Here is a 25712-nt window from a genome sequence, read left to right as displayed (position 1 = left end):
CCCAGCCTTCGTAGTTCACGAAGGCTGTCTGCGTAACCTCCAGATTGTGCCTGATCGCCGCTTGGGTCAATGTGCCGACATGATCGACCCGCTTCTCATTGTCATCGCCGCCGTCTTCCTGATCGCCGGATTCGTCAAGGGCGTGGTCGGGCTCGGCCTGCCGACCGTGTCCATGGGCCTGCTCGCGGTGAGCATGACGCCCAGCCGCGCGATCGCCATCGTCATCGTGCCTGCCATCGTCACCAACATCTGGCAGACCTTCGTCGGCCCCTATCTGCGCGACATCCTGAAGCGGCTGTGGCCGCTGATGATCGGCACCGTGATCGGCTGCTGGCTCAATGCCGGTGCGCTGACCGGCCCGCATGCGCGCTACGGCACGATCGTGCTCGGCGTCCTGCTCGTCATCTATGCCGTGATCGGTCTGAACAAGTTCCAATTCCGCGTCGCGCCGCAAAACGAGAAATGGGTCGGCGGCGTGGTCGGTGTCGTCACCGGCGTGATCTCGGCCTCGACCGGCGTGCAGGTGATCCCCTCGATGCCGTTCATGCAGGCGATCGGCATGGAGAAGGACGAGCTGGTGCAGGCGCTCGGCGTGTTCTTCACGACGGCGACATTGGCGCTCGCCTTCAACCTGACGGCCGTTGGGCTGTTGACGCCAGCCAATGTCGTGCCGGGCGCGGTGGGCATGGCCATGGCTTTTGCCGGCATGTTCGTGGGACAGTCGGTGCGGGCGCGGATGCCGGCCGAAGCGTTCCGCCGCTGGTTCTTGATCGCGATGATCCTGCTCGGTCTCTATCTCGCCGGCAGCGCGCTCGCGAAAGAATTCGCCTGAGGCAGATCGTAGGGTGGGTTAGCGAAGCGTAACCCACCTCTTCTGCCGCCGCGGATACGAACAGTGGTCCGTTCAAACGAGCTACCGAGTCTCCAGCATGGCGACGCGGATGCCGAGATAGATGAAGAGGCCGCCGAGGGCTCGGTTGACCCAGGCGATCGCACCTTCGGATTCGCGCAGGCGGTGGGCGGCTTTCGCCGCGAACGCGGCCAGCACCAGGCACCACAGCGTCCCCGTAAAGATGAAGATCAGGCCGAGCGTCAGGAAGGCGAGCGGCTTGTGCGGTGAATCGGTCGCAACGAATTGCGGCAGGAAGGCCAGGAAGAACAGCGCGACCTTGGGATTGAGCGCGTTGGTGAAGACCCCTTGGAGGAAGACCCGCCGCAGCGAGCTCCGCACCGGCTCGTCGATCGACGCCGCCAGCACAGGACGCGACCACAGCATCTGAAGCCCGGTGAACACAAGATAGGCCGCGCCGACCAGCTTCAGGATCGAAAAGGCGGTCGACGAGGCCATCAGCAGGGCCGAAAGGCCGATCGCGGCGGCCGCGACATGGACGAAACAGCCGCAACTGATGCCGAATGCGGCCGCGGCGCCGCCCCGCCAGCCCATCTGCATGCTGCGACCGATGACGTAGACGGAGTCAGGCCCCGGCGTGATGTTGAGCAGTATGCCCGACAGGATGAAGAGCCCGATTTCGTGAATGCCCAGCATGCAAAAGGCGCCCCCTGCCGCCCGTTCCGGCGGCCGCAATTCCGCTTAGTCGGTTCGGCCGCCGCCGTCCACCGCCGGGATTGCGGAGGATTTACCTCGAATTTGCAATGCGGATCATGCTTCCGCTGGGCCACATCTGCTTTATAAAGGCGAGGTTCTTGAAATGCGGGATTCGGGTCGACTTGCCACGCCGTGGCCAGTCCCAGATCCCTTCACGATCCCTTCACGATCCCTTGGAGCTTCCGGGATATGGAAAGACGTCTGGCAGCCATCGTCTGCGCCGATGTCGCCGGCTATTCGCGCATGATGGGCAGCGACGAGGCCGGCACCCATGCCGCCTTCAAGGCCCATCGTAGCGCGATCCACCCGATCATCCTCAATCACGGCGGCCGCGTCGTGAAGAACACCGGCGATGGCTTCCTGCTGGAGTTCCCCTCGATCGTCGGCGCCACCGAAGCCGCGATCGCGATGCAGACGCTGATGGCGGAGCGCAACCACCATCTGCCGGCCGACCGTGCCATGCAGTTCCGCCTCGGCATCCACATGGGCGACGTCATCGCCGATGAGGACGAGGTATTCGGTGACGATGTCAACATTGCCGTCCGCCTGGAATCGGTCGCGAGCCCCGGCGGCTTTGCGATCTCGGCCAAGGCCTACAAGGAGGCGAGCAAGCATCTCAGCGTGCCGCTGGTCGATGCCGGCAATCATCGCTTCAAGAACATCAAGGATGCGGTCGGGGTCTGGACCTGGACACCGGAGGGTGCACCGGCGCTCGCCCCCGAGCTCCGGGAGGCGTCCGCCCTCTCGCAACAGTACCGCACCGCGATCGTCGGCGTGCTGCCCTTCGCCAATCTCAGCGATGCCCAGGACGAATATTTCTCCGACGGCCTCACCGAGGATCTGATCCACGCGCTGTCACTGCAATCCTTCTATCGCGTGCTGAGCCGCAACTCGACGTTCGCCTTCAAGGGCAGGAACACCAGCACCCGCCTGATCGCGCGCGAGATCGACGCCACCTATTTGATCCAGGGTTCGGTGCGGCGCGCCGGAGCCAAGATCCGCGTCACCGCCGAGCTGATCGCGCCGGAGACCGGCGAGCAGCTCTGGACCGGCCGTTACGACCGCGACATCGGCGACTTCTTCGCGATGCAGGACGAGATCACGACCAACCTGTCCGCCGCCATCGCCACCGAGATCGTCCGTGCGGAAGCCTCGGCGCCCGCGCGGCTTTCGACCGACGTCACCGCTTGGGATCGCTTCCTCAAGGGGCTGTCGCATTACTACCGGCAGACCAAGGAGGACCTGACTGCCGCCGTCGACCTGTTCCGGGAAGCCATCCGGGTCGATCCCAAACTGTCGATCGCGCACGCCTATCTCGCCACGATCCAGATCCAGAGCATCCAGTTCGGCTGGGTCAAGGGCACGCGCGAGATGTGGGCCGAGGCGATGAACCTCGCCGAAACCAGCGTCCGGCTCGACCCGCGCTCGTCCTTTGCGTTCTCGATCCTGTCCTGGGCGCACGCCATGGAAGGGCATTACGAGGCGGCGATGGACGCTGCCAAGCGCGCGGTCGCGCTCAATCCCTACGACATGGGCGCGCGCGGCGTGCTCGGCATCTGCCATTTCGTCATCGGCGAGCACCGTGAGGCGATCGAGCTGTTCTCGATGGCGGCGCAGCGCGACAACAGCGACCCGCGCTACCAATGGGCGGCGCTGAACGCCTTCAGTCATTATCTGTTGCGCCAATATGACGCGACCCTGTCATGGGCGCGCGAGCAGCTTTACATCAACCCCAACCACATGCAGGCGCTGGCGATCCGCGCCGCGGCCCTGGCACAATCGGGTCGGACTGCCGAGGCGAGCGAAGCGACCTCCGTGCTGATGGGCAACTACCCGACCCTCAATGTCGATCGTCACTTGCGTAACTTCCACTGGAAGCGGCCCGAGGATCTCGCCCACTATCGCGAGGGGCTGCTGAAGGCCGGCGTGCCGCTCGGCAAGCTGACCTTGGTTCAGAGCGACGTCAAACGCGTCGCCGAGTCCTGACCGGCAGGCCGCGGTCCCCCCAGCCGTTCCCTGAGTCTTTAGCCAGAACCCGCCTGCTCTTGTTGACAGGACAGTGAAATCGGCCACACTTCGCCACACGCTGAAGTAGTATAGTCTGATGTCGGTTTGTTAGGACTTTCCGCGCTTGATCGGCGCCTCATTTCACGATTCGCTGTTTTCAGGATTTTGGGCCATGCATGACCCCGCTTCGAAACCGCCGTTCGACCCGTCGATCCAGGTCTCGCCGAACAATCCCTGCCCATTCCTGCGCGGCCTCGTCGGCGAGGGCTTCGTCGAGGGCGGCACTGTCCCGCTCGGCAAGCTGTCGGAGACGATCGCGAATGCGACCGGCGAAACCGGGCTGAAGAAGGCGTCTGCCCGGCTCCAGGTCCGCGGCGTGGCGCTCATCGCCAACGGTCTCGGTCACATCCTCAAGAGCATCTTTTCGGGCGCGCAGCTCGATGCGCTGCGCGGCGGCCCGCTGGACAAGCGCGGTGCCGGCTCACGCATCCTCGGCGTCGACGGCAAGGTCAACGAGGACGAGATCGCGCGGTTCGCGAGTTTCGGCCGGACTTACACCGATCCGAACGGCGGCTCCGAGCAGGGCCTCAACGCCTCGGAAATCGACATCTTCATGCGCGACAACCTCAAGCGCGCCGGCAGCGCCGCGCGCTGGTACTACCCGCTGCTGATGAAGTTCGAATGGCCGATCCTCCTGAAGATCATCGGCAAGGGCACGGGCGAGGATCGCTATCTCGGCGTTGCCGACGTGCGCACACTGTTCAACGAGCGCCAATTCCCTGCGCGCATCAACCAGCGGCTGGTCCCGCCGGTGCTATCGACCTGTCAGCGCGTGGTGCGGGGCGCCCTCAAGCTTGCGGCCTTGCTGATCGCCGTCGGTCTCGTTGCCCTCGTCGCGGTTGCCGAATTCCCCAATCAGATCCGTGCCGTGCTGCCGCAGAAGGGAATTCTCGTAAATCTCTTGCCGCCGCCCTTGCCTGCGGTCCCGGAGACGAAGGCCGCCTTCTGGCTCGAGCAGAACTGGTCGCTGAAGGATCGGCACTGGTTCCATCATGCCAGCCAGGGCACCGCGACCTTCCCCGTACCCTATGAATGGTTCATGGCGCTGGAGCAGCCGCGGCTCCATCTGTTCTCGAAGCCCGGCATGATGAAGGAGAGCGCCTATCTCGAAGGCTTCGGCTTCATCCCGAGCCCGCAATCGATCCAGACCGACACGACGACGTTGCGTCGCTTCGGTTACGCCAACGTCTATGAGACGACGCAGGCGCCGGACTGGTCGACCAGATGGACGCCGGTGGAGAACGTCGACGGCCTGCCGGTCGGCTTCGCGCGGATGACCGGCGTCGTCGATCCCGCGACCGGCCGTCGCGAGGAAGACAAGATCGGGCTGACCTGCGCGGCCTGCCACACCGGCCAGATCCATTACCAGGGCGTGGACGTGCGCTTCGACGGCGGCCCGGCCATGACCGACCTGAAGAAGCTGGAGCTCTCGACCGGCCTGTCGATCGCCTACACCCTGTATGTCCCGTTCCGCTTCCAGCGCTTTGCCGATCGCGTGCTTGGCCCCGATGCCAGCAAGACGGACCGCGCCGCGCTCAAGCAGAAGCTCAGCGCGATCGGCACGTTCCTGATCGACTGGGCGAAAACCCAGCAAAAGACGGTTGAGAGCAAGAAGACCTGGAACGGCAGGCAGCAGCAGGACACGGAGGAAGGGTTCGGCCGCCTCGACGCTCTCAACCGCATCGGCAACCAGGTCTTCTCGCAGGATCTCGCGCTGAGCGGGATCAAGGGCTTCGAGAAGAACCTGCACGCCCAGGACGCCCCGGTCAGCTACCCCGCGATCTGGACCGTGCCCTGGTTCAAATTCGCCCAGTACGACGCGTCAATCGAGCAGCCGTTGATCCGCAACGCCGGCGAAGCGCTCGGCGTGACCGCACTGCTCAACCTGTCCGACGCCTACCCGGAGGACCGGCTGTGGCGGTCCTCGGTGAACATCAGGACGCTCGGCTGGATCGAGGACATGCTGAGAGGCCCCGATCCATTCAAGCCGGCCGATCCCTCTGCCGATCCGAAATTCGGCGGCCTGCTGGCGCCGCAATGGCCCTCGCAGATCCTCGGCGACGCATGGAGGATCGATCAGACCAAGGTCGAGAACGGCCGCAAGATCTACACCGAGATGTGCTCCGGATGTCACCTGCCGGCCGTCAACACCAAGGCTTTCTGGTCCTCGACACATTGGGAGCCGAACGGCGACAGCAAGGTCCTGAACGCTGTCACGATTCCCCTCAAGGAGATCAATACGGATCCCGAACAATCTCTTGTTCTCAGCAACAGGATCGTCGATGTGCCCGGCTTCCTGAAGGTGAATACGGCTGACCTCCAGAAATGGTGGCAATGCGACATCCCCACCGCGAGCAAATCACCCAATGAGATGGTCTATGCGCTCGGCCTCATGACGGTGGTCGACCTCGTGGCCCGTAAATGGATGGACGACGAGAAGGTCCCGGAGGGGGAACGGGCGAAAATGTGGAATCTCGCGCGCAAGAACTGTCTCAATCCGGCGCCGGATCCACGCTATCGCGCGCGGCCGCTGAACGGCATCTGGGCAACTGCGCCTTACCTGCACAACGGTTCGGTGCCTTCGCTGTACTGGTTGCTGAAGCCGGCGAACGAGCGCCCAACCAAATTCTGCATGGGCCGCCGCGACTATGATCCCGTCACCGTCGGCTTTGCGGTGACCGCGGATGAGAAATGCAAGACGGGCGAAACGCAGTTCTCGGCGGGATCGGAGAAGGACCCGATCCAGGGCAACAGCGTGCTCGGCCATTCCTTCGAGCGCAAGGAAGGCGAACCGAAGCGCGATGGCGTCATCGGCCGCATGTTCAAGGACGATAACGAGCGCTACGATCTGATCGAGTATTTGAAGACGCTGTAGCGCGACCAGAGTTCTTCGTCATGGCCGGGCTTGTCCCGGCCATCCACGTCTTGCCACCCGGCGCGAAGACCGTGGATGCCCGGGACAAGCCCGGGCATGACGGAGTTTGTGGCGCAATGACGCGCTCTCTCCTCACTTAAACAACGGCGTGCCCGGCACGAAGGCGTCGAAGGCGGCCCAGAACTGGGAGCGGTAGCGGTCCTGCTCCTGGAGGATCTCGTGCTTGGCGCCGGCGATCACGAGGTGGGAGCCGGCGCGTAGATGATAGGCGAACTCCTCGATCGCCGCGGTCGAGACCACCGCGTCGTTGGAGGCCGCCAGCATCAGGATCGGCTGGCGGATCTGCGAGGGGTAGTTCTTGCCCTTGAAGGTGTTCATGGCGCGGAAGGCGGTATCGGCCCAGGCCACGGTCGGTGATGCCAGCCCGAGCGTCGGATCCTCCTCCAGGATCGCGGCATTGCGCGCATAGCGCACCGGATCGCTGGTCACGGGATTGTTGATGAAGGGATCGAGCCCGGTGAGACGGTCGCTGCCGCCGGGGACATAACGCCCCCCCTGCCCGAGCAGGCGCATGGTCTTGAGCAGCGCACGCACCGGAAGCGAGGTGGTGCGCCCGGGCAGGTCGATCATCGGCGCCGACAACACCATGCGGTCGAACCAGCGCTTGCCCGCATGCGCCACCCGCAGCATCACCGTGCCGCCCATGGAATGGGCCAGCGCGAAGAACGGCGGCGGGCAATCCGGCAGCACGACCTGCTGCACGAACGCCTCCACGTCGACCTCGAAATCGGAGAAGTCGCGCACATAGCCCTTGCGCGGGTCGCGCAGGCGGCGCGAGGAATGGCCCTGCCCGCGCCAGTCGATCATTGCCACTGCAAAGCCGCGGTCGCGCAAATCGCGCACGGTCTCGAAATATTTCTCGATCTGCTCGCTGCGTCCGGTGAAGACGCAGACGGTGCCCTTGCGGTTCGCCGGCGGCGCCCAGCGCGCAAAGCGCAGCTCGGCGCCATCGGGCGTCTTGATGGTACCGCTGACGACGTCTTCGGGGACGGGATTGGACGGGATCGAGACCAGCGTCATGATTGGAAGTGCTTGGGCGCGAAGTGCTGCAAATCAAGGGGCGGGAGCGCCGAAAAGGCGCTGATTGCCGCCCTCTTGAACGCCGTCTCGTTCCACCCATATCATCTTCGTGCAGGCCGCTACCAGTGTTTCGGAACCGGAACATCAGGCTGCACACAGACTAAAGCCCGGCCCGATTGGCGGGCGGGTTACCAAACAGTCGCTCAATGGAGGACTTGACCATGCGTAGCTACGACCTCACCCCCTTCTATCGTTCCACCGTCGGCTTCGACCGCCTCTTCAGCCTGCTCGACCAGGCCAGCTCCGACGGCAGCCCCGGTTATCCCCCCTACAACATCGAGCGTACCGGCGAGAACGCGTACCGCATCACCGTTGCGGTCTCGGGCTTCGCCAGGGATGAGCTGTCCATCGTCGCGAAGGAAAACACGCTGACGATCAAGGGCGAGAAAGTCGCCAACGAGAACAGCAAGTCCGAAGTGCTCTACCGCGGCATCGCCGCGCGTGCCTTCGAGCGCGCCTTCCAGCTCGCCGACTTCGTGCAGGTGAAGGACGCCTCGCTCGAGAACGGGCTGCTTCACGTCGACCTCGTCCGTGAGATTCCCGAGGCGAAGAAACCGCGCCAGATCGCGATCAACACCAGCGCACCGAAGGCGCAGGTGATCGAGAACTCGGCCGCGCAAGCCGCCGCGTAAATCACGTCGACAGCCACCAAGCTGCGAAAACGCCCCGGTGCCCCGGGGCGTTTTCATTTTGCGTTGCATCACAGAGTGGTGAGAATGCGTAACACCGCCGCCGCGCGCTCCGTCCCTTTGGCATCGAACCCAAAACAAGCCGGAGAAAGATCATGTCACCCTGGCGCAGCCTTTTTGTCGCCGCGAGCCTTCTGGCGGCTCCCCTCAGCCTTGCTCATGCGCAGACGCCGCAAACGGTGAAGGCGAAAAACGTCGTGCTGGTGCACGGTGCCTGGGCCGACGGCTCGAGCTGGTCGGAGGTGATCCCGACCCTCCAGGCCGCGGGCCTGCATGTCACTGCTGTACAGAATCCGCTGTCGTCGCTTGCGGACTCCGTCGAGGCGACCAAGCGCGCGCTGGCCGAGCAGGACGGACCGACGGTGCTGGTCGCCCATTCCTGGGGCGGCACCGTGATCAGCCAGGTCGGCACCGATCCAAAAGTCACCGGCCTCGTCTATGTCGCCGCACGCGCGCCCGATGCGAACGAGGATTTCGTCGCGCTGTCGAAGCAGTTTCCGACCGGCGCGGTGCGTGCAGGCGTCGTCGAGCGCGACGGCTACACAAAACTGTCGGAAGACGCCTTCCTGAAATATTTCGCCAATGGCGTGAAGCCGGAACAGGCCAGGGAGCTTTATGCCGTGCAATGGCCCACCGCATCGTCGATCTTCGCCGGCCGCACCACGGAAGCGGCGTGGCATTCGAAGCCGAGCTGGTACGCGGTGTCGAAGAACGACTACACCATCAATCCCGATTTCGAGCGCTTCCTCGCCAAGCGCATGAACGCCATCACGATCGAGCTCGATGCCGGCCATCTCTCGCTGGTGTCGCATCCGAAGGAGGTGGCGGATTTGATCCTGGAGGCGGCGGGATATCCGCGGAGCTGAAGCGATCGCTGAAATGCGGAAGGCGCCTGAATTGCTCAGGCGCCTTTTGTTTTGCCCGGCTGCTGCCGCACCAAACTCGCGACGCTAATCCAGCCCCTGGGCCGCCGGCATCTCCTGCGTCGGCAGGATCGTTGGGGCCGGCTTGGCCTGACCGACGGTTGGCGCAATGGCTTGTGGCGCGGCCTCGGCAGGCTTGGCCTGCGCGGCAGCGGTCTGCTGCGGTGCCTGTGCCTGCGGCGCTTGAGCCTGCTGCGTCACAGGCTCGGCCGGCTTGGCGGCGACCGGCGTCTCGCCGCGTCGCGGGGCGGCCCTCGGAAGCGGCACGGCGCGGCTCGCCACGTGCGGGATCAAGGCCGGCGGCCGCGGCGGGCCGCTGCGGATCACGGTCGGCGGCGGCAGCGCGCTTTGCGGACCGTAAGGCGTGGCTGCGCGCTCGTCATAGGCGGGCGCCATGCCGTAGGCATCGGCGGCGGGCATGAAACGGATGATCCGTCCGTCGCGGGCATCGATCACGAGCCGGCCGTCATCGCCGCGGCGGTCGATCACTGCGATGGTGTAGACGCTGCCGCGCAGGCGCGGGATGCCGAGCGGCGAGAAGCCGTTTTCGCGCAAGACCGCGTAGACCTCGGTCGACGGCAGCAACGCCGGACCGCGCTCTTCATAGCCGTAACCTTAGCCTTGGCCGTAACGCGGCGGCGGTGGCGGGGCGGCTTCGGGGGGCGCATAGGGTCCGTCGAAATCCGACACCGCGATGGCCGCCCCTCTCGCGATACCGTTCGCGGGAACTTGCGCCAAAACCTGCCCATGCCCGGCGCTCATGGCGAGCGCCAGCGTGGCAGCAGCCACACATCCTGTGAAAAACTTCATCGTCGACACGCTCCTGTCAGGCCCCCGAATGCCTCGCGCTCTTTCGCTTCTTGCGGCGTGGCGCGCCTTTCGAAGGGTTGATCTGAAGCTTCATTCGGGATTTCGGCGCCCACAGGGCCGGATCGGGGCGCGTTTGCTTCAAAACCGGGGCCGCGCAACTTTCGGAAAGCGATTGATTGACATATCGGGAATCGGGACTTCCACGCGCTTGTGTGATAGACAAAAATTTGGCAAGGTGACGGTTAGGACAGGAAGACTGTCTCAATTTTGCTTGCGGTTCCGGCATAGGGATTGCAACGAAAGTCGGTGCTTTCGAGCACCATAAGGCAACAGGCAAAGCCGTTCTCGGGGACGAAGAACGCCTAGGCCTGAATTTAAGAAAATGCGGCTCGCAGCGGACGAGCGGTGACCCAGAGGCGGGTGCCGCGGAACGCCCAAGGTGCGCCGAAGATGGCGGTGAGGCAGCTTGCCGCACGGAGAGGATTGGAACAATGAACGGGTCGCAATTCGAGAGCGCAAACATCGTGGCAGAAGAGCTGTCGGCGACGGTCGCCTCGAAAACGACCGATCCGATTCAGGAACACAATTCGCGCCCGCCGGCCGTTGGCCTCTACGATCCGAGCCTGGAAAAGGATTCCTGCGGCGTCGGCTTCATTGCCAATATCAAGGGCAAGAAGTCGCACGAGATCGTCGCGGACGCGCTTAGCATCCTCTGCAATCTCGAGCATCGCGGTGCCGTCGGCGCCGACCCGCGCGCCGGTGACGGCGCCGGCATCCTGGTGCAGATCCCGCACGCCTTCTTCAGCCGCAAGGCGAAGGAGCTCGGCTTCGCATTGCCCGCCCCCGGGGAATACGCCATCGGCGCGCTGTTCATGCCGCGCGACACCGCCTGGCGCAACGTCATCAAGAGCATCATCGCCGACCAGATCAAGGAGGAGGGCCTGACCCTGCTCGGTTGGCGCGACGTGCCGACCGACAATTCCTCGCTCGGCGTCACCGTGAAGCCGACCGAGCCGGCCTGCATGCAGGTGTTCATCGGCCGCAACGGCACCGCCAAGACCGAGGACGAGTTCGAGCGCCGGCTCTACATCCTGCGCAAGTCGATCTCGCAGGCGATCTATCAGCGCCGCGACCGCGGGCTTGCCGGCTATTACCCCTGCTCGATGTCCTGCCGCACCGTGATCTACAAGGGCATGTTCCTCGCCGACCAACTCGGCAAGTACTATCCCGACCTGCACGAGAAGGATTTCGAGAGCGCGCTCGCCCTGGTGCACCAGCGCTTCTCGACCAACACCTTCCCGGCCTGGTCGCTGGCGCATCCCTATCGCATGATCGCGCATAACGGCGAGATCAATACGCTGCGCGGCAACACCAACTGGATGGCCGCGCGCCAGGCTTCGGTGAGCTCCGAGCTCTACGGCAAGGACATCAACCGGCTCTGGCCCATCTCTTATGAGGGCCAGTCCGACACCGCCTGCTTCGACAACGCGCTCGAATTCCTGGTGCAGGGCGGCTACTCGCTGCCGCACGCCGTCATGATGATGATTCCGGAGGCGTGGGCCGGCAATCCTCTGATGGATGAGAAGCGCCGCGCCTTCTACGAATATCACGCCGCGCTGATGGAGCCGTGGGACGGCCCCGCCGCGATCGCCTTCACCGACGGCCGCCAGATCGGCGCCACGCTCGACCGCAACGGCCTGCGGCCGGCGCGCTATCTCGTGACCAAGGACGACCGCATCGTGATGGCGTCCGAGATGGGCGTGCTGACGATCCCCGAGGACCAGATCATCACCAAGTGGCGCCTGCAGCCCGGCAAGATGCTGCTGGTCGACCTCGAACAGGGTCGTCTCATTCCCGACGACGAGATCAAGGCCGAGCTCGCCAGGAGCCATCCCTACAAGGAGTGGCTGGAGCGGACCCAGATCGTGCTGGAAGAGCTGCCGAAGGTTCCGACCACCGGCGTGCGCTCCAATTTGTCGCTGCTCGATCGCCAGCAGGCGTTCGGCTACAGCCAGGAAGACATCGCCATCCTGATGACGCCGATGGCGGCCACGGGCGAGGAAGCCGCGGGCTCGATGGGCAACGACACGCCGATCTCGGCGCTGTCGGACAAGGCCAAGCCGCTGTTTACCTACTTCAAGCAGAACTTTGCGCAGGTCACCAACCCGCCGATCGACCCGATCCGCGAGGAGCTGGTGATGAGCCTCGTCTCCATCATCGGACCGCGGCCGAACCTGTTCGATCTACAGGGGCTTGCCACCACCAAGCGTCTCGAAGCGCGCCAGCCGATCCTGACCGACGCGGATCTCGAAAAGATCCGCTCGATCTCGGATGTTGCCGAGTCACACTTCAAGTCGCGCACGCTTGACACCACCTTCCACGCCGGTCTCGGCGCGGCGGGCATGGACCAGGTGCTCGACGAGCTCTGCGCGCGCGCCGAAAGCGCGGTGCGCGAGGGCGTCAACATCATCATCCTGTCCGACCGCATGGTCGGCACCGACCGGGTGCCGATTCCGGCACTGCTGGCCTGCGCCGCCGTGCATCATCATCTGATCCGCGTCGGCCTGCGTACCTCGGTCGGTCTCGTCGTCGAATCCGGCGAGCCGCGCGAAGTGCATCACTTTGCCTGCCTGGCCGGCTACGGCGCGGAGGCGATCAATCCCTATCTCGCGTTCGAAACCATCGTCGCGATGAAGGACCGCCTGCCCGGCTCGCTCGACGATTACGAGATCGTCAAGCGCTACATCAAGTCGATCGGCAAGGGCCTTTTGAAGGTGATGTCCAAGATGGGCATCTCGACCTATCAGTCCTATTGCGGAGCGCAGATCTTCGACGCCGTTGGCCTCAAGGCCGACTTCGTCGCAAAGTTCTTCGCCGGCACACATACCCGCGTCGAGGGCGTCGGCCTTGGCGAGATCGCCGAGGAAGCCGTGCGCCGTCATGCCGACGCGTTCGGCGAGGCGCAGGTCTACAAGACCGCGCTCGATGTCGGCGGCGAATACGCCTATCGCAGCCGCGGCGAGGACCATGCATGGACCGCCGAGTCGGTCGGGCTGCTGCAGCACGCCGCGCGCGGCAACTCGCTGGAGCGCTATCGCGCCTTCGCAAAGATCCTCAACGAGCAGTCGGAGCGTCTGCTGACGCTGCGCGGCCTGTTCCGGATCAAGAACGCGGACGAAGAGAAGCGCAAGCCGATCCCGCTCGACCAGGTCGAGCCGGCCAAGGACATCGTCAGGCGCTTCGCCACCGGCGCGATGAGCTTCGGCTCGATCTCGCGCGAGGCTCACACCACGCTCGCGATCGCCATGAACCGGATCGGCGGCAAGTCGAACACCGGCGAAGGTGGCGAGGAAGCCGACCGCTTCAAGCCGATGCCGAACGGCGATTCCATGCGCTCGGCGATCAAGCAGGTGGCCTCGGGCCGCTTCGGCGTCACCACGGAGTATCTCGTCAACTCCGACATGATGCAGATCAAGATGGCGCAGGGCGCCAAGCCCGGCGAAGGCGGTCAGCTGCCCGGCCACAAGGTCGACGCGACCATCGCCAAGGTCCGTCACTCGACGCCGGGTGTCGGCCTGATCTCGCCGCCGCCGCACCACGACATCTACTCGATCGAGGATCTGGCGCAGCTCATCTACGACCTCAAGAACGTCAACCCGACGGGCGACGTCTCGGTCAAGCTCGTCTCCGAAATCGGCGTCGGCACGGTGGCCGCGGGCGTTGCCAAGGCGCGCGCCGACCATGTCACCATCGCGGGCTTCGAAGGCGGCACTGGTGCGTCGCCCCTGACTTCGATCAAGCATGCCGGCTCGCCCTGGGAGATTGGGCTAGCCGAAACCCACCAGACCTTGGTGCGCGAGCGGCTGCGCAGCCGCATCGTGGTCCAGGTCGACGGCGGCTTCCGCACCGGCCGTGACGTCGTGATCGGCGCACTGCTGGGCGCCGACGAGTTCGGCTTCGCCACCGCCCCCTTGATCGCGGCCGGCTGCATCATGATGCGCAAGTGTCATCTCAACACCTGCCCGGTCGGCGTCGCGACCCAGGACCCCGTCCTGCGCAAGCGCTTCACCGGCCAGCCCGAGCACGTGATCAACTACTTCTTCTTTGTCGCCGAGGAAGTCCGCGAGATCATGGCTTCGCTCGGCTTCCGCACCTTCAACGAGATGGTCGGCCAGGTTCAGCTGCTCGACCAGACCAGGCTGGTCGCACACTGGAAGGCCAAGGGCCTCGACTTCTCGAAGCTGTTCGTCAAGCAGAAGGAAGAGAAGGGCCAGAAGATCTATCACTCCGAGCGCCAGAACCATCATCTGGAGGCGGTGCTCGACCGCACGCTGATCGAGAAGGCGACGCCTGCGCTCGACCGCGGCGCGCCGGTGAAGATCGAGGCTGCGATCAACAGCACCAACCGCTCCGCGGGCGCAATGCTGTCCGGCGCGGTCGCCAAGATCTACGGCCATGCCGGCCTGCCGCACGACACCATCCATGTCAGCCTCAAGGGCACCGCGGGCCAGGCCTTCGGCGCGTGGCTCGCCCATGGCGTCACCTTCGAGCTCGAAGGTGAAGGCAACGACTATGTCGGCAAGGGTCTCTCGGGCGGCAAGATCATCGTCAAGCCGCCTGCCAACAGCAGCATCGTGCCGGAAGAAAGCATCATCGTCGGCAACACCGTGATGTATGGCGCGATCCAGGGCGAGTGCTACTTCCGCGGCATCGCCGGCGAGCGTTTCGCCGTGCGCAATTCCGGGGCTGTGGCTGTCGTCGAGGGTGCGGGCGATCATTGCTGCGAATACATGACCGGCGGCATCGTGGTCGTGCTCGGCAAGACCGGGCGCAACTTCGCGGCCGGCATGTCCGGCGGCATCGCCTACGTGCTCGACGAGACCGGCGATTTCGACAGGCTGTGCAACATGGCGATGGTCGACCTCGAGCCCGTGCTGTCGGAGGAGCTGATCAACGCCGGCACCTACCACCACTCCGGTGACCTCGAGGCGCACGGCCGGGTCGACGTGTTCAACAACCTGCTCGCCTCCGACGTCGAGCGGCTGCACGTCTTGATCTCGCGCCATGCGAAAGCCACCGGCTCCAAGCGCGCCGCCGACATCCTTGCCAATTGGAAGGAATGGCTGCCCAAATTCCGCAAGGTGATGCCGGTCGAATACCGGCGCGCGCTGCGCGAAATGGCCGCCAACGCGGACGCCGAGCCGAAAATCGCGATCGGGGCGTAAGAGAAAGCCCTCATGGTGAGGAGGCGCGGAAAGCGCCGCCTCGAACCATGAGACCACCATCCGGGCCTCTATCCTTCGAGACGCGGCGCGAAGAGCGCGCCGCTCCTCAGGATGAGGAGTGAGAGAACAAAGAACTTAAGCGGCAGGGACTTCGGGTTTAATGGGCAAGATCACGGGTTTTCTGGAAATCGAACGGCACGACCGCAAGTACACCCCGGTCGCCGAACGCGTGAAGCATTACAACGAGTTCGTCGTTCCCTTGACCGAGAAGGAAACGCGCGACCAGGCCGCGCGCTGCATGAATTGCGGCATTCCCTATTGCCACGGCACCGGCTCGGTCGCGCCCGGCACGCCCGGCTGCCCGGTCAACAACCAGATCCCCGACTGGAACGACCTCGTCTACCAGGGCAATTGGGAAGAAGCCTCGCGCAATCTGCACTCGACCAACAATTTCCCGGAGTTCACGGGGCGCATCTGTCCGGCGCCGTGCGAAGCGTCCTGCACGCTCAACATCGACGACAACCCCGTCACCATCAAGACCATCGAATGCGCGATCGTCGACCGCGCCTGGGACAATGGCTGGCTGAAGCCCGAGATCGCTGCGGTCAAGACCGGCAAGAAGGTCGCGGTGATCGGCTCGGGTCCGGCCGGCATGGCCTGCGCCCAGCAGCTGGCGCGCGCCGGCCACGACGTGCATCTGTTCGAGAAGTACGCCAAGGCCGGCGGCCTGCTGCGCTACGGCATTCCCGACTTCAAGATGGAGAAGGGCGTCATCGACCGCCGCGTCAAGCAGATGGAAGGCGAAGGCGTCACCTTCCACTACAACAGCCATGTCGGCGTCGACGGCAATGTCGATCCGCGTGAAATGCTCAACGACTACGACGCCGTGGCGCTGACCGGCGGCGCGGAAGCCCCGCGCGACCTGCCGATTCCCGGCCGCGATCTCGCCGGCATCCACTACGCCATGGACTTCCTGCCGCAGCAGAACCGCCGCGTCTCCAGCGAACCTCAGAACGGCGTCCAGGAGATCCTGGCCGGCGGCAAGCACGTCGTCGTCATCGGCGGCGGCGACACCGGATCCGACTGCATCGGCACCTCGCTGCGCCAGGGCGCGCTCTCGGTGACCCAGCTCGAAATCATGCCCGCCCCGCCCGAGCGCGAGAACAAGGGCCTCACCTGGCCGAACTGGCCGCTGAAGATGCGGACGTCCTCGAGCCAGGCCGAAGGCGCCGTGCGCGAATTCGCGGTGCTGACCCAGAAGTTCACTGGCGAGAACGGGCAGGTCAAGAAGCTGCACTGCGTCCACGTCGACGACAAGTTCAAGCCGATCGCCGGCACCGAGTTCGAGCTCGACGCCGAGCTCGTCCTGCTCGCGATGGGCTTCGTGCATCCGGTGCACGAGGGCCTGCTCAAGATGCTCGCGGTCGAGCTCGACCCCCGCGGCAACGTCAAGGCCAACACGCTGGACTACCAGACCTCCCGTCCGAACGTCTTCACCGCCGGCGACATGCGCCGCGGCCAGTCGCTGGTGGTCTGGGCCATCCGCGAGGGCCGGCTGTGTGCAAGGTCGATTGATACGTTCCTGATGGGGAAGACGGATCTGCCGCGCTAGGTGAGGCGCGAGCTAGCAGCCCAACAGAGACTGTCATCGCCCGCGAAAGCGGGCGATCCAGTATTCCAGAGAAGCTAGACGTATACGGATAAGCCGCGGCGTACTGGATGCCCCGGTCAAGCCGGGGCATGACAGCGGAGTAAGTGGCGAGAGCGGAGCCGAACCAAGCCGCATGCGCTCAAACGCGCCTCACCGCAGCTCTCAATTCTGCAACCTCACGCCCACCATCACCACCGTCCCCTGCGAGCTCGAGCCCGGCTGGTTCGAATCCAGGATGTCGTGCCGCAGCGTGCCCTTGACCCAGATGTTGCGGTTGAGCTTGTAGATCAAATTGCTCTCGAACGAGTAGGTCTTGTCGTTGCGGTTCTGGCCCTGGTAGTCGAGCGTGCCGTAGGTAAACTTGCCCACGGCTGTCAGCCAGCGGCGGAAGTCGTGGTCGACTTCGGCCGAATAGGTGCGCACCAGCACGCCGGAGGAGCCGGGGATGGTGGTCTCGGCGATCTGCGTGTCGGTGAAGAATTTCACCGTGGTGAGGCCACTCGCATTCCAGATCAGCGAGCCCGAGGTCAGGAAGCCGGCGAGCTGGCTGAGGCGCGGGTCGGTGTAGTTGCGGGCGGAATAGCCGACCGAGATTTCGCCGGTGAGGATGCGCGAGAATTCGAAGGACGAGCCGACCTTGGCGTAGCCGCCGTTTGAATCGCGGAAATAGCCGTTGCGGTCGGCGGCCTGGTCGTGGACGCGGGTGTCGCCCTGGATCTCGACGAACGGCTTCAGGCCCGGCTTGAGGTCGTAGGAGAAGCGCCCGATGCCGCCATACTGGTTGAAGTCGCGATCGCCGTTGCTGAAGGTCGAGCCGTCGGTGAGCTTGGAGTCCGTGTAGGCGGTGCGATCGACGGTGGCGCCGGCGGCGACCTGGAAGCGATTGAAGGTCTGGTCGAAGCCGACGGTGGTGCCATAGGCGGCGTAAACAGGATATTTCTGCAGGCCGGCCTGTACGTTCGGGCTGCCGGGATTGTCGGTGGCGAGCCGCAGGCGCAGCTGCGAGGTCAGCTTGAGATCGCGGTCGACGTCGAGGCGGCCGTCGACATGGCCGGTGAAGTCAGGGCGATTGATCTCGACCGGCGAAGGCGAAGCAAAGCCGTCGATCGTCGCCGGCATGTTGTTGGTGTAGCCGGAGAACGAGCCGCGCAGATCGGCGACCAGCGCGTGGCGCTCCCAGTCGGACGTCACCAGCAGATCGGGTGCGACGACGTAGACCGGCGAGCCGATCGGCTTGTTGAGACGCGCAGGATTGGTGTCATAGCCGGTGGAGAGCTCGAGCCCGCCCTTGATCAGGAAGCTGCCGGCATAATCGCCGACGGCTCCGAACGCATCGTCATCAGCCCTGAGGCGGCGGCGCAGCGGCTGTCCGGGCACGGTGCCCGCCATCGCCGCCGGCACCGGCGCCTTGTTGGCGGATGCGGATGGCGGCGGCGCGATTCTGGGCAGGCCGAGCGTCGACGGCGGCGGCACCGTGGTCGGCGCCGGCGAGCCGGGACCGGCCGCACGCTTCGGCTTCGGCTGGCCCGGATAGAGCTTGGGTTGCTGTCGCTTGCGATTGAGCGAATCATAGCCGGAGCTGCTCGCGCCGGTGGCGGCGGGCAGTCCGTAGGTCGGGACCTGACCGACGCGCGAGGTCGCCGGCCGCTCGCGGGCCTTGCGCGGATCGGCATTGGGATCGGGCAGCGCCGGCAACGCATCCGACGGCGCCTGCGGCACGCCCGCCGTGCGGCGCGTCGGCAGCGTCTCGGGCGCGGCGAAGCCGCCGCGGTTGGGATTGAACAGATCGGGCGTGAGGCTCTGGCCGGCCGCGGGCGCGCTTGTGAGGGCCGTCAGCGCAAGACCCGGCACAAGGCACGGCAAAGCCGCGCGCAGGAACTGCGCGCGTTTGCTCCGGCCGGTGCCTGGAGACGACCCCACGATGGAAGAACTCCAACGAAATCAAACACTTTCACGGTGGCCTCCGCCGGTTGACGGGAACCATCGTTAATGGAGTTAAAACAATTATGGTTAATGACCGGTTGAGGGCTTAGGCGCGCTCGTCGCCTCCACGGCCGCGGCGTGCTAATGAGGCGCCGACCGTGCGAATGCCCCTTCTCCCTGGAGCAGTACATGCCGAGTTCGAAACCGCTGATGACCGCATCGTCCGGCCCCATCCCCGACAGCGTCGAATCCGCGCTCCGCACGCTGGAGACGGAGAGCGGCGGCATCAACGCGCTCGCAGCCGCCCTGCGCGGCCCGCTCGGCGCGACATTCGCGAAAGCAGTCGACCTGATCCGCAACGCCAAGGGCCGCGTCATCGTCACCGGGCTCGGCAAGTCAGGCCATATGGGGCGGAAGATCGCCGCGACGCTGGCCTCGACCGGCACGCCCGCCTTCTTCGTGCACGCCGCCGAGGCCGGCCATGGCGATCTCGGCATGATCACCACCGACGACGTCATCATGGCGCTGTCCTGGTCCGGCGAGCAGCCGGAGATGAAGAACCTCGTGAACTATTCCGCGCGGTTCGCCATTCCCATGATCGCGGTGACGTCGAACGCGGCGTCCTCGCTGGGACAAGCCGCCGACCTCGTGATCGAGCTGCCGAAGGCGCGCGAGGCCTGCCCGCACAATCTGGCGCCGACCACCTCGACCCTGATGCAGGCCGCGATCGGCGATGCCCTCGCGATCGCGCTGCTCGAAGGCCGCGGCTTCACCGCGCTGGAGTTCGCGCATTTCCACCCGGGCGGCAAGCTGGGCGCGATGCTGAAATTCGTCCGCGACTACATGCGCACCGGCGCCGAGATCCCGGTCAAGCCCCTGGGCACCAAGATGTCGGAGGCCGTGGTCGAGATGTCGGCCAAGGGTCTTGGCTGCGTCTGCATCGTCAACGAAGCGAACGAGGTCGCAGGCATCATTACCGACGGCGACCTGCGCCGCCACATGCGTCCCGACTTGCTGACGGCGTCGGTCGACGAGATCATGACGAAGCAGCCGAAGACCGTTCCGCCGTCCATGCTCGCCACCGAGATGATCGAGGTGCTGAACACAAGCAAGATCACGACGCTGGTCGTGACCGAGGCGGGCAAGGTGGTGGGCATCGTGCATCTGCATGATTTGTTGCGGGCTGGCGTGGCGTAGCGCGCGCTCCCCACTTGTCATTGCGAGCGGCTTGTCCGCCGAAGCTCGAAGAGCGAAGGCGGAAGCGAAGCAATCCAGACTGCCGCCGCGGCGACAGTTTGGATTGCTTCGTCGCAAGGGCTCCTCGCAATGACGGCGGTTAGAGCGGGGCCGGAAACCGCGCCGCGTTCTCCTCCAGCGGCAGCCGCAGCCCGTTCGCCAGATACGACACCGTGCGATAGAAGCCGCACAGCAGCATGATCTCCAGAATCTGCGCCTCGTCGTAATGCGCCGAGAGCGCGGCAAACTCTTCATCGCTGAACGTCGCGCAGTGATGCAGCGCGTCGACTGCTGCGATCAGCGCCTGTTCGGCCGGCGACCAGCACGGTGACATCGCATCGCCCTGCACTGTGGCACGCACCTCGTCTTCGGCGAGCTTCGCCGGCCCGGCGAAGACCGCGACATGTACGCCCCATTCATACTCGCATCTGTTCAGCGCGCAGGTGCGGTCGATGACGATCTCGCGCTGGCGCAGGGAGAGCGGGCCGGGATCGAGCAGGCCGCCGGCGCGAAACTTGTCCCAGGCGCGGCTGTGGCCCGCCATCACCCGGAACAGCACCAGCGGCGGCGCGCCGCGCATGATGCGATCGAACTGCGCCTGGATCTCCGGGGGATAAGGCGGGGTGAGCGGGGCAATGCGCGGCGTGGACTGGGACATCGGCCGCCTCCTTTGCTACATTTATTGTAGCAGCACGCTACACTATCCGTAGCACGACGCAAGAGGGCCGCGATGGCAAAACAGGCAGCATCAGGAAGCGTCCGCGGCTCGCGCACCGGGCGGCCGATCATGGCGCTGCTGGACCTGCTCGGCCGGCGCTGGAGCCTGCGAATATTGTGGGAGTTGCGCGGCGAGCCCCTCACCTCCCGCGCATTACGCACCGCCTGCGACGAGGCCTCACCAACGGTACTGCAGGCGCGACTGACGGAGTTGCGCGAGGCGGGGTTCGTGGAGCTGGGTGAAGGCGGAGGCTATGGGCTGACGCCGCTCGGGCGGGAATTGTGCGAGACGTTCATGCCGCTGCACCGGTTCGCGGAGAGGTGGAAGGGGTAGTGCTTTTTCTTACCCTCCCCTGGAGGGGTCCGGGACGAGCGAAGCTCGCCTGCGGGTCGGCTCACATGGAGCGTAACGAAATGTGAGACGGGGTGGGGTGACGGTCTCTCCACCGCGGCAGCGCCCGTGTTGAGAGATCACCCCACCCCGTTCGCGCCGCGCGCGATCGACCCTCCCCCTCCAGGGGAGGGTAAGAAGCTACGCCGCCGCCACGGTCAGGTTGGCACCGTCGACCTGCACCACCTTCACCCGTGTCCCGGCCGGCGTATCCGGACCTGCAACGCGCCACACGGTGTCGCCGATGCGCACGGTGCCGCTGCCGTCGATGATCGGCTTCTCCAGCGTGAACTCGCGGCCGAGCAGTGCCTCGGTGCGCCTGTTGAGGAACGGGCTGGCGCTTGCATCCGACTTCGGCCGCGCAAGGCGGCGCCATATCGGAACGGCGGCGGCGGCAAACACCGCGAACATCACGAGCTGGATCTGCCACGAAATGACGACGGTGAACGAGATCAGGCCGACGAGCAGCGCGGCGAGCCCGAGCCAGAACAGGAAGATGCCCGGCGCCAGCACCTCCAGCGCCATCAGGATGAAGCCGAAGATGAGCCAATTCCAGGTGCCGAGCGATACGAACATGTCGGTCATGACACGACCTTCCATCATGGTGCATGCCCCCGTTCGGAGGGACACGCGCCGGTGACTATCCCTGCCGCGGCGGCACCGCCGGCGGCGTGCTGCCTGTCGTCGGCACCGAGCCGGTGCGACGGGCGGCGGCGGCCGCAGAGGCTGCGCTTTCGCCGAACGTTGCCTTTGCGATCTCGCCGATGCCGGCGAGCGAGCCCAGCATGGAGGTTGCTTCCACCGGCAGCATGATGATCTTCTGGTTCGGTGCGTCCGCGAACTGGCCGAACGCCTTGATATATTTGTCGGCGATGAAATAGTTCAACGCGGCGACGTCGCCCTTGCCGATGGCTTCCGACACCGCCAGCGTCGCCTTGGCTTCGGCCTCGGCCAGACGCTCGCGCGCCTCGGCGTCGCGGAAGGCGGCCTCGCGGCGGCCTTCGGCCTGGAGGATCTGGCCCTGCTTGGCGCCCTCGGCGCGCAGAATCTCGGACTGGCGCTGGCCTTCGGCGGCGAGAATGTCGGCGCGCTTGACGCGCTCGGCCTTCATCTGCCGGCCCATGGCTTCGACGAGGTCGGCCGGCGGCACGATGTCCTTGATCTCGATGCGGTTGACCTTGACACCCCAAGGCGACACCGCGGCGTCGACGACGCGCAGCAGGCGTTCGTTGATCTCGTCGCGATGCGACAGCACCTGGTCGAGATCCATCGAGCCCATCACCGAGCGGATGTTGGTCATGGTCAGGACCGTGATCGCCTGGGTCAGATTGGCGACCTCGTAGCTCGCCTTCGCGGCGTCGAACACCTGGTAGAAGGCAACGCCGTCCACCGTCACCGTGGCGTTGTCCTTGGTGATGACCTCCTGCTCGGGGATGTCGATCACCTGCTCCATCATGTTGATCTTGCGACCGACGCGATCGAAATAGGGCACGATCAGATTGAGCCCGGGGCTCAGCGTCTGGGTGTATTTGCCGAACCGCTCGATGGTCCAGTCATAGCCCTGCGGCACCGTCTTCACGCCGGCGACCAGCGTGACGATGACGAGCAAAACCAGAACAATCGCGAAAATGTCGAAACCGCTCATATTTCCTCCAAGGCAGGAAAAAGCTCCTTCCCGCGCTGTCATTGGTCGGGAGCGCAACCCTACCGGTTCAGCGGTCGCAATTCACGTCGGTATCGATCCAATTCTGCACAAGTCATCCAAACGGGGAAGGATCAAGATATGTATTTGTAGCGGGCCCTTGAAAGCGTGCAGCGGAAACCTAGCGGCGAAGATTAACGAATCTGAAGGCGCACGTAGACGATTTCATTCGATAACGTCATTCGCGAGGGCGATGAGGCCCGGGTGAAGTGTGACGCCGCACTCTCTGGCGGCCTTGAGGTTGACCGCAAGCTCGAACTTGGTGGGGTTCTGCACTGGCAGGTCGGCTGGCCGCGCGCCGTTCAGGATACGATCGATATAGTCGGCGGCGCGGCGGAGCTGCTCGGCGCTGTCGGTGCTGTAGGACATCAGCCCGCCCTCCTCGACGAAGGTACGGCTCCAGAACACCGCGGGCACGCGCGCCTGCGCGATTGCCGCCAGAAGCTGGCCACGATTGGCCATGGTGAAGAAGTCCGGCAGGATCAGAAAGCCGCCGTCCCTCCGCGAAGCCAGCGCTTCGATGGAGACGGCGTCGTGCACCGGCGCGGGCTCGACCGTCACGTGAAGGGTCCGTGCCGCGTCCTCGATCGTGCGCAGCATCAGCGGCGCGAACGGCGCGGTGGCAGGATTGTAGACGACGAAGACGCGGGACACCTGTGGCGTGACCTGCGTCAGCATCTCCAGCCATTTGCCGGCCAGCGGGCCGTCGTAGTCGGTGAAGCCGGTGACGTTGCCGCCGGGATGCGCGAGGTTTTCGACGAAGCCCTGGCTGACGGGATCGGTGACGACGGCGAACACGATCGGAATCGCCGTGGTGCGCCGGCGCAGCTCCTCGACCGAGGGCGTGCCGACCGCGAGCAGGACGTCGGGCTTGAGCGCGATCAGCTCGTCGGCAAGCTGCGCGATGCGCGCGCGGTCGCCGCCACCGCTGCGCCAGTCGATCTTGAGGTTGTCGCGCTCTTTCAGGCCATGTCCGGCGAGCGCCTCGACCAGGACCATGCTGCGGGTCTGGCCGATCGCATCATCGGCAGCCGTGACCGAGAGCACGCCAAGCCGACGTGCCGCGTTCGGCTGCTGCGCCAGCACCGGGAGCGGCAGCGCGACTACGGTCCCAAGAAGCGCCAGACACTCACGGCGGTTCATGGGACGCCCATCAGATCCAGCCCTGGAGCTCGCGCAGCACCAGGGTGCGGATCACGTCCATGCCCGGGTTACTGTCGTTGAGGCAGGGGATCGCGGAAAATTGCTCGCCGCCATTGTGCTTGAAGATCTCGGCGTTCTCCTGCGCGATCTCCTCGAGCGTCTCCAGGCAGTCGGCGGAAAAGCCCGGCGTCACCACCGCGAGGCGGCGCACGCCTTCCTTCGCGAGCCGCTCCATGGTCTTGTCGGTGTAAGGCTGGAGCCACTCGGCATTGCCGAAGCGCGACTGGAAGGTCAGCAGCAGCTTCGTCTCGTCCATGCCGAGCCGGCGGCGCAGTGCCGCCGTGGTGGCGATGCAGTGCTGCTGATAGGGATCGCCCTTGTCGACATAGGATTTCGGCATGCCGTGGAACGACGCCACGATCAGCTCCGGCTTGAAGGACAGCGTTGCCAGATGGGTCTCGATCGAGACGGCAAGCGCCTCGATATAGGCCGCGTCCTCGTAATAAGGCGGCGTCACCCGCAGCGTCGGCTGGTTACGCAAACGGGCGAGCACGCGGAACACTTCGTCACACACGGTCGCCGAGGTCGAGGCGGAATATTGCGGATAGAGCGGGACCGCCAGGATGCGCTCGCAGCCCTTCGCGATCAGTGCCTCGATGCCCGACTTGATCGAGGGATTGCCGTAGCGCATCGCCCAGTCCACCACGACGTGGGCCCGGTCCGACAGGGCGGCGGCCAGCTTGTCGCTCTGCGACCGCGTGATGGTCTTCAGCGGCGACTCGTTCTTCTCGGTGTTCCAGATCTTCTGGTAATCGAGCGCCTTGGTACGGGGGCGGCTGCGCAGGATGATCCCGTTCAACACGAACTTCCAGACCAGACCCTGATCCTCGATGACGCGGGCGTCCGAGAGGAACTCCTTGAGATAGACCCGCACGCCGGGCGCATCGGCCGTGTCGGGCGTTCCGAGATTGATCAGGAGCACGCCAGCGCGCGGCAGGGCGGATTGGGCGGCCGGTCTCGCGGCCTCGATGGGGACGACACTGGTCATGGCTCTGTGGGTCGCGCGTTGGTCCGAACTTGTCAAGATGAGCCCGTTTTCGCTAGGGTCGCACCCAGGCGGGGGAGGCAAAGATGACACTCGCGGAATGGTGCGTCTTTGGAGCGCTGCTGCTCTATCTGTCGACGATCGGCTCGATCAAATGGATCAGGTTTCGCCGCTTCGACAATTCCCGGCCACGCGACCCCGCCTTCTACGAGGACGCGCTCTCGCAACGCGCGCTCGGCGCGCACCAGAACGGCATCGAGACCTTCCCGTTCTTCGCCTTCGCGGTGCTGCTCGCCGAATTCAGGGATTCGCCGCAGCGGCTGATCGACGAGCTCGCGGCCCTCTTCCTCATCGTCCGCCTCGCCTATGTGCTGACCTATCTCGGCAACCGCCCGACGCTGCGCTCGATCCTCTGGAGCATCGGCTTTGCGATCAATCTCGGGATCTTCTTCATGCCGGCGCTGAAGCGGTTTCTGCCGGTGTGAGCCTCGTGTCCCGGACGCGGTGCAGCGCGCTTGCGCTGCTCCGCAGAGCCGGGACCCAGAAGGCCACAGGCCGTACTAAAAGAT

At 65.1% G+C, this 25712-nt stretch carries 18 protein-coding genes and 1 pseudogene; 10 read left to right on the top strand and 9 right to left on the bottom strand.

Annotation, left to right across the window (positions count from 1 at the left end; genetic code table 11):
- Positions 1–79: 79 nt before the first annotated feature.
- Positions 80–832, top strand: coding sequence for a sulfite exporter TauE/SafE family protein (locus tag RAD10_RS28855; RefSeq protein WP_091967279.1), 753 nt, complete (start codon positions 80–82; stop codon positions 830–832).
- An 81-nt stretch (positions 833–913) separates the two neighbouring features.
- Here RAD10_RS28855 and RAD10_RS28850 read toward each other — a convergent pair whose 3' ends face one another.
- Positions 914–1546, bottom strand: a complete 633-nt coding sequence (locus RAD10_RS28850) for a LysE family translocator (protein ID WP_461620158.1) — start codon at positions 1544–1546, stop codon at positions 914–916.
- Positions 1547–1795: 249 nt separating this feature from the next.
- Here RAD10_RS28850 and RAD10_RS28845 point away from each other — a divergent pair, with 249 nt between their 5' ends.
- Both RAD10_RS28845 and RAD10_RS28840 read left to right on the top strand, forming a co-directional pair.
- Positions 1796–3592, top strand: a complete 1797-nt coding sequence (locus RAD10_RS28845) for an adenylate/guanylate cyclase domain-containing protein (protein ID WP_461620157.1) — start codon at positions 1796–1798, stop codon at positions 3590–3592.
- 193 nt (positions 3593–3785) lie between these two features.
- The gene (locus RAD10_RS28840; RefSeq protein ID WP_461620156.1) at positions 3786–6548 is read left to right on the top strand and encodes a di-heme-cytochrome C peroxidase; all 2763 of its coding nucleotides are present in this window, start codon (positions 3786–3788) and stop codon (positions 6546–6548) included.
- A 132-nt stretch (positions 6549–6680) separates the two neighbouring features.
- Here the strand turns inward: RAD10_RS28840 and RAD10_RS28835 are convergent, their stop codons facing one another.
- On the bottom strand, positions 6681–7628 hold the full coding sequence (locus tag RAD10_RS28835; protein WP_028140009.1) for an alpha/beta fold hydrolase: 948 nt from the start codon (positions 7626–7628) through the stop codon (positions 6681–6683).
- A 221-nt stretch (positions 7629–7849) separates the two neighbouring features.
- Here RAD10_RS28835 and RAD10_RS28830 point away from each other — a divergent pair, with 221 nt between their 5' ends.
- Positions 7850–8320, top strand: coding sequence for an Hsp20 family protein (locus tag RAD10_RS28830; RefSeq protein ID WP_165637930.1), 471 nt, complete (start codon positions 7850–7852; stop codon positions 8318–8320).
- Positions 8321–8472: 152 nt separating this feature from the next.
- Entirely contained in the window at positions 8473–9243 is a 771-nt protein-coding gene (locus tag RAD10_RS28825) for an alpha/beta fold hydrolase (protein ID WP_461620155.1), read from the top strand.
- A gap of 84 nt (positions 9244–9327) precedes the next feature.
- Here RAD10_RS28825 and RAD10_RS28820 read toward each other — a convergent pair.
- Positions 9328–10110, bottom strand: a pseudogene (locus tag RAD10_RS28820) (hypothetical protein).
- 491 nt (positions 10111–10601) lie between these two features.
- Here RAD10_RS28820 and gltB point away from each other — a divergent pair.
- Complete coding sequence (gltB, locus tag RAD10_RS28815) at positions 10602–15335, top strand: glutamate synthase large subunit (protein WP_461620154.1); 4734 nt, start codon at positions 10602–10604, stop codon at positions 15333–15335.
- Between the two features lie 160 nt (positions 15336–15495).
- Positions 15496–16947, top strand: a complete 1452-nt coding sequence (locus RAD10_RS28810; protein ID WP_461620153.1) for a glutamate synthase subunit beta — start codon at positions 15496–15498, stop codon at positions 16945–16947.
- A gap of 201 nt (positions 16948–17148) precedes the next feature.
- Here the strand turns inward: RAD10_RS28810 and RAD10_RS28805 are convergent, their stop codons facing one another.
- On the bottom strand, positions 17149–18906 hold the full coding sequence (locus RAD10_RS28805; protein WP_461620152.1) for an outer membrane beta-barrel protein: 1758 nt from the start codon (positions 18904–18906) through the stop codon (positions 17149–17151).
- Positions 18907–19098: 192 nt separating this feature from the next.
- Here RAD10_RS28805 and RAD10_RS28800 point away from each other — a divergent pair, with 192 nt between their 5' ends.
- Entirely contained in the window at positions 19099–20106 is a 1008-nt protein-coding gene (locus RAD10_RS28800; RefSeq protein WP_461620151.1) for a KpsF/GutQ family sugar-phosphate isomerase, read from the top strand.
- A gap of 139 nt (positions 20107–20245) precedes the next feature.
- Here RAD10_RS28800 and RAD10_RS28795 read toward each other — a convergent pair whose 3' ends face one another.
- Positions 20246–20803 carry a carboxymuconolactone decarboxylase family protein gene (locus tag RAD10_RS28795; RefSeq protein ID WP_461620150.1) on the bottom strand — a complete coding sequence of 186 codons (558 nt, stop codon included), beginning with the start codon at positions 20801–20803 and terminating at the stop codon, positions 20246–20248.
- Positions 20804–20875: 72 nt separating this feature from the next.
- Here RAD10_RS28795 and RAD10_RS28790 point away from each other — a divergent pair, with 72 nt between their 5' ends.
- Positions 20876–21196, top strand: coding sequence for a winged helix-turn-helix transcriptional regulator (locus RAD10_RS28790; RefSeq protein WP_461620149.1), 321 nt, complete (start codon positions 20876–20878; stop codon positions 21194–21196).
- A 198-nt stretch (positions 21197–21394) separates the two neighbouring features.
- Here RAD10_RS28790 and RAD10_RS28785 read toward each other — a convergent pair whose 3' ends face one another.
- The 4 genes from RAD10_RS28785 to hemH all read right to left on the bottom strand — a co-directional run bounded on the left by RAD10_RS28785 (position 21395) and on the right by hemH (position 25146).
- Positions 21395–21838, bottom strand: a complete 444-nt coding sequence (locus tag RAD10_RS28785; RefSeq protein WP_461620148.1) for an NfeD family protein — start codon at positions 21836–21838, stop codon at positions 21395–21397.
- A 55-nt stretch (positions 21839–21893) separates the two neighbouring features.
- Positions 21894–22898: an SPFH domain-containing protein gene (locus RAD10_RS28780; protein WP_091966789.1), complete on the bottom strand. Its 1005-nt coding sequence runs from the start codon at positions 22896–22898 to the stop codon at positions 21894–21896.
- A 222-nt stretch (positions 22899–23120) separates the two neighbouring features.
- Positions 23121–24098: an ABC transporter substrate-binding protein gene (locus RAD10_RS28775; RefSeq protein ID WP_461620147.1), complete on the bottom strand. Its 978-nt coding sequence runs from the start codon at positions 24096–24098 to the stop codon at positions 23121–23123.
- Positions 24099–24108: 10 nt separating this feature from the next.
- Positions 24109–25146, bottom strand: a complete 1038-nt coding sequence (gene hemH, locus RAD10_RS28770) for a ferrochelatase (RefSeq protein WP_461620146.1) — start codon at positions 25144–25146, stop codon at positions 24109–24111.
- 83 nt (positions 25147–25229) lie between these two features.
- On the opposite strand from hemH, the gene RAD10_RS28765 reads away from it, so the two are divergent.
- Positions 25230–25628: an MAPEG family protein gene (locus RAD10_RS28765; RefSeq protein WP_018316180.1), complete on the top strand. Its 399-nt coding sequence runs from the start codon at positions 25230–25232 to the stop codon at positions 25626–25628.
- The last annotated feature ends 84 nt before the right edge of the window (positions 25629–25712 follow it).

This window comes from Bradyrhizobium sp. 23AC (assembly GCF_054863025.1).
This window is presented reverse-complemented; position numbering and strand designations above follow the sequence as displayed.